Origin of the sequence: Thermoanaerobacter thermocopriae JCM 7501 (assembly GCF_001310975.1) — a bacterium.
Taxonomy (GTDB): domain Bacteria; phylum Bacillota; class Thermoanaerobacteria; order Thermoanaerobacterales; family Thermoanaerobacteraceae; genus Thermoanaerobacter; species Thermoanaerobacter thermocopriae.
Genome location: NZ_BAZY01000057.1, coordinates 1 through 5,531, shown reverse-complemented (window position 1 = coordinate 5,531; position 5,531 = coordinate 1). Strand labels below are relative to the sequence as shown.

The following is a 5,531-nucleotide window of genomic DNA, read 5'->3' as shown; positions in this document are numbered from 1 at the left end:
GCCTGCAAAGACAGGCTTTATTTTTCCTTTTCTTTTATTTTCTTTCTTTCTTCTATTATCTTTTGTGCAACATTAGGTGGAGCTTCCTCATATCTTGCAAAAGCCATTTTAAAATCTCCTCTTGCCTGTGTCAAAGACCTTAAATCCGTCGCATATCTATTCATTTCAGCCAAAGGTACTTCTGCTGTGATTACTTCTAAATTGTCTTTCGACTCCATTCCTAAAATTCTTCCTCTTCTCTTATTCAAATCCCCAATGATATCTCCCATGTATTCTTCAGGTACAACCACTTCTACTCTCATAATAGGTTCTAAAAGAACTGGATTTGCTTGTTCCATTCCCTTTTTAAACGCAAGAGATGCAGCAATTTTAAAAGCCATTTCAGAGGAGTCAACAGGATGATAAGAACCGTCCACCAATGTTGCTTTTATGTTTACTACAGGATATCGAGCAAGCACACCCTCTTTCATGCTTTCCCTCAAACCCTTTTCTACTGCTGGAATGTACTGTTTTGGAACAGCTCCACCAAAGATTTTATCTTCAAATTCAAATTCACTGTTGGGATTAGGCTCAAATTCAATCCACACGTGACCATATTGCCCGTGTCCACCTGTCTGTTTTTTATGCTTTCCTTCTACTTTGATTTTGCCTTTTATCGTCTCCCTATAGTACAATTGGGTCTGTCAAGGTGCATTCTACTCCAAACTTGTTCATCAACTTTTTAGAAATTACTTCTATATGCTGCTCTCCCATTCCGTAAACTATAATCTGACCCGTCTCTAAATTTTTTTCAACTTTAAAAGTCGGATCTTCTTCTTGCAATCTTTGGAGTCCATTGCTAATTTTTTCCTCATCCCCTTTGGATTTAGGTTCGATAGCAAGTGAAAGTGTAGGCTGTGGGAAATCGATAGGTGCTAATGTCACAGGTTTAGAAGTGTCACATAAAGTATCTCCTGTCATGGTATATTGAAGCTTTGCAACTGCTCCTATATCTCCTGCTACTAACTTAGATACAGGCATCTGCTTTTTACCTCTTAAAATGTAAAGCTGGCTTATTTTCTCTTGCATCTTATTATTTGAGTTAAGAAGCACACAATCAGAAGTTAATGTACCTGATATAACCTTAAAAATAGATAGTCTACCCACATAAGGATCTGCTATAGTTTTAAATACAAATGCGGCTACTGGACTATTTTCTCTGACTTTTTCTCTTTCTATATCCAGAGGCGATGGCAAAAATTCCACAATGGCATCTAATAATTTATCTACTCCAATATTTTTAAGGCTTGAACCGCATAAAACAGGCATTAATTCGCCGATTCTTATGCTGTTTTTGATTCCTTCTTTTATTTCTTCTTGTGTAAATTCTTCTCCTCCAAAGTACTTTTCCATTAAAGTTTCATCGTTTTCAGCAATGTTCTCAATTAATTCCTCTTTGGCCGATAAAACTTTATCCATTAACTCTGCCGGTACTTCTGTCTTCTTTGCCCCTTTTTCATTGTAAACGTATGCTTTTTGAGTAAGAACATCTACATAGCCTTTAAAACTTTGCTCACTTCCAATAGGAAATGTTAGTGGAATAACCTTATTACCAAATTTTCCTCTTAATTGGTTTAACGTTTTAAAATAATTGGCATTTTCTCTATCCATTTTGTTGATAAAAAATATAATAGGTAACGTATTCTTTTGAGCCAAACCAAATACCTTTTCAGTTCCAACTTCTACACCAGAAGCAGCACACACAGGTATTATAACACTGTCTACAACCCGCAAACCGCTGACAACCTCTCCAAAAAAATCAAAATACCCCGGCATATCTAATATATTTATTTTACATCCTCCCCATTCTACTGGAATTACTGATGTGGAAATGGATATATGTCTGACAATTTCCTCCGGATCATAGTCAGATACAGTAGTTCCATTTTCTACACGCCCCATTCTATCGATGACTTTTGTGTTGAAAAGAAATGCCTCAGTTAATGTAGTTTTACCGGCTCCCCCGTGGGAAACCAATCCTACATTTCTTATTTGATTAGTCTTGTAATCTTTCATACATATCCCCCTATCTTATCGCAAATCATCTTTAATATTATTATTCTATACTTTTTAAAATTTTCCTTTATTTTTTTTGATATTTTTTAAAAAAATCTCTGGCAAAAAGCCAGAGACCTAATCAATATTTTTAATCATATCCTCCATCATTTGTTGTATTTTTTCTGCTTCTTTCATGTTAAGTACTTTTTCTGCTATTTCCTTTGCTTTTTCATATTCTATATTTCTTATTATATTTTTAACCTTAGGAATAGAAGTCGCACTCATAGAAAATTCGTCTAACCCTAGTCCCAACAATATAACCGTAGCCAAAGGATCCCCCGCCATTTCACCGCACATAGCCGCAAATTTTCCTTCTTTATGAGCTGCATCGATCACAAACTTTATAAGCCTTAAAACAGCTGGATTAAATGGCTGATAATAATCTTTTACATGTTCATTCATTCTGTCAACAGCAAGCGTGTACTGCGTCAGGTCATTAGTTCCGATGCTAAAGAAGTCAACTTCTTTAGCTAGTATGTCCGCAGTCACTGCAGCAGAAGGTATTTCTACCATTATACCTACTTTTATGTTTTTGTCATATTTTATGCCTTCTTTATCAAGTTCAGCTTTTACCTCATTCAAAACTGCGTTTGCTCTTCTCACATCAGTAATTGAAGATATCATAGGATACATTATGTGAATATTTCCATAAGCACTTGCTCTTAAAATTGCTCTTAATTGAGTCTTAAATATGTCTGTCCTATCCAAGCAAAGCCTTATAGCCCTATATCCCAAAAATGGATTCATCTCTTTAGGCATATCAAGATAAGGAAGTCCCTTATCTCCTCCTATATCCAGTGTTCTTATGGTAACAGGCTTTCCTTCCATTCTTTCTGCAACTTCTTTATAGGCTTCAAATTGCTCTTCTTCTGTAGGAAGAGTAGTTCTATCCATGTATAAGAATTCAGTTCTAAAAAGTCCAACCCCTTCTGCTCCATTGGCCAGCGCACTTTTTACATCTTTTGGAGTTCCTATATTTGCCGCTAACATGACTTTTTTGCCATCGAGAGTTATTGCAGGCAAATCTTTTAATTTCTTTAATTTCTCCACCTTTTTATCATAATTCTCTTTTTTAGTTTTATACTCGTTCATTGTATTTTCGTCAGGATTTACAATGACAACCCCTTCCAACCCATCCACTATTACGGTATTTCCATTATTAACTTGGGTGGTAACATTACCCAATCCTACTACAGCAGGAATTTCTAGGGAACGAGCCATTATAGCTGTATGAGAAGTTCTTCCACCTATATCTGTAGCAAACCCCAAAACCATTTCTTTTTTCATGGTTGCGGTATCAGAAGGGGTTAAATCTTTGGCTATGATTATCACTTGTTCATCAAGTTCAGAAAGGCTGGTGTTTTTTACTCCTAAAAGGTTATTTATTATACGGCTTCCAACATCTCTTAAATCTGCAGCTCTTTCTTTTAAATATTCATCATCTAGACTCTCCATTACAGAAGCATTTTGTTCAATCACTTTATTTACAGCATTATCAGCAGTTATAAGTTCAGTCTTTATCATGTTTTCTACATTTTCAACAAGTTCAGGGTCATTTGCGAGCATTAAATGTGCCTCAAAAATCTCCGCCTTATCTCTCCCAAATTCTTTTAAGGCCTCTTCTTTAATTTTTTGTATTTGCTGCTTCGTCACTTCTAAGGCTTTCTTAAACCTTTCAATTTCATACTCTACTTTTGACTCATCTATGTTTTGCATGTCGATTTCTGCTTTTTCTTTAATATATAAAAAAACTTTTCCAATCGCTATCCCCGGAGATGCCGCTACTCCTTTTAGCATTTGTTAACCCTCCCTAAAATTAATTCTAACGTCTATTATAACATAGTTTTCGCCACCTGTGTGAAACTTTTGCACAATAATAAAATAAAAAATAAAGCAAATTTTGATAAACCATTTTTTAGACAGCCGCAAAAGTAAAATCAGGAAAGGTAATCCCTTTCCTGATTCAACAACCAATTCTTTATTTATTAACCAATTTCAATGCTTCTTCAATAATAGCTTTAGCATTTTTTATAGCTTTCTGAGCTTCAACTTTATAGATGGGCTTGTCTTTAAATCGAGATTCTTCTTTAACTGCTACATCTGCAGCAAAAATGACAACATCTGCCTCATCAATTTCTTTCTGAGTTATTTTATTCTCTATGCCGATTGAACCTTGCGTTTCAACTTTAATTTTATGGCCAAGTTTTTTTGCTGCATTCTCTAATGCTTCAGCCGCCATATAGGTATGAGCAATACCTGTAGGGCAAGCTGTAACTGCAACTATTTTCATATTTCCTCCCTCTTTCTGTAAAAACTTTATAAATCATTTATATAATCTTGAAATTGTTTTTAGCTTTACTCAGTAGCTTCACTCTCTTCTTCAGCTTCTTTAATAGCAGGTTTTTTCAATGCATTTACCATTGATGCAGTAACTGCAACTCCTATTAGTACAGCCACAATAAACATGATCTTATTATCTACAACTGGTAGCACAATAGGGCCACCATGTGGTGCATGGTCTCCAACTTTACCTATTGCTGCTATCGCAGCACCTATAGATGAACCCACCATTATAGAGGGTATTACTCTTAATGGATCGGCCGCAGCAAAAGGTATAGCACCTTCTGTGATACCAATCATCCCCATCGCAAGTGCACCATATCCTGCTTCTTTTTCTGCTTTAGTGTACTTGTTTGGTGCTAACAATGTAGCAACACCCATCCAAGTGGGGGAATACATATTGCTACTGCTACTGGTCCCATAATTGTATATATTCCTTCTCCTATCATTGCTGCACCAAATAAAAATGCAACTTTGTTTACAGGCCCTCCCATATCAAAAGCTATCATCGCACCCATTATCATTGCTAAAATCACAGCATTTCCTGTACTCATGGATTTTAACCATTTGTCATAGCCGTCATTGCATTACTTATAGGAGTGCCGAGGACATATATCATAATAAAACCTACAATAAGTGCTGATAATAAAGGAATTACAAAAATTGGCATTATGGGTCTTAAATTTTTAGGAACTCGCCAATTTTTAATCCATCTTGCCACATATCCTGCGATAAACCCTGCAATAATTCCACCTAAAAAACCCGCTTTTAACTGATTTGCAAGTACTCCACCAACAAGTCCAGGAGCAAGTCCAGGTCTATCAGCTATTCCAAAAGCTATAAATCCTGCAAGAACTGGCACCATCATTGAAAAAGAAGCTGTACCAATATCCATCATACTTTTTAACACTGGATTTGTAACAACTGCACCTTTACCAGCTTGTACACCACTTAATGCAATTGAAAATGCTATTAACACACCACCTATAACAACTATAGGTATCATGTAAGATACGCCTGTCATTAAATATTCTCTAACCTTTTTTAATTCTTCCCTCATCGTAATTTTCTCCTCCTTATCTATTTTGTTTTTT

At 35.7% G+C, this 5,531-nt stretch carries 5 protein-coding genes and 1 pseudogene; all 6 read right to left on the bottom strand.

Going from position 1 to position 5,531, the window contains the following annotated elements:
- Positions 1-17: 17 nt before the first annotated feature.
- A pseudogene (gene fusA, locus JCM7501_RS12230) lies at positions 18-2,055 on the bottom strand (elongation factor G).
- Between the two features lie 117 nt (positions 2,056-2,172).
- Positions 2,173-3,894, bottom strand: coding sequence for a phosphoenolpyruvate--protein phosphotransferase (gene ptsP, locus JCM7501_RS12225; protein WP_013150829.1), 1,722 nt, complete (start codon positions 3,892-3,894; stop codon positions 2,173-2,175).
- Positions 3,895-4,075: 181 nt separating this feature from the next.
- Positions 4,076-4,387 carry a PTS fructose transporter subunit IIB gene (locus tag JCM7501_RS12220; RefSeq protein ID WP_028991497.1) on the bottom strand — a complete coding sequence of 104 codons (312 nt, stop codon included), beginning with the start codon at positions 4,385-4,387 and terminating at the stop codon, positions 4,076-4,078.
- A gap of 65 nt (positions 4,388-4,452) precedes the next feature.
- Positions 4,453-4,803 carry a PTS fructose transporter subunit IIA gene (locus tag JCM7501_RS16830; RefSeq protein WP_256201497.1) on the bottom strand — a complete coding sequence of 117 codons (351 nt, stop codon included), beginning with the start codon at positions 4,801-4,803 and terminating at the stop codon, positions 4,453-4,455.
- A complete protein-coding gene (locus JCM7501_RS16825) occupies positions 4,797-4,991 on the bottom strand; it encodes a hypothetical protein (RefSeq protein ID WP_256201496.1) in 195 nt (64 codons plus the stop codon). The genes JCM7501_RS16830 and JCM7501_RS16825 overlap by 7 nt, the downstream gene beginning before the upstream one ends.
- Before the next feature lie 5 nt (positions 4,992-4,996).
- Positions 4,997-5,531: fructose-specific PTS transporter subunit EIIC (locus JCM7501_RS16820; RefSeq protein WP_256201495.1), on the bottom strand; the 535-nt coding region annotated here is incomplete at its 5' end.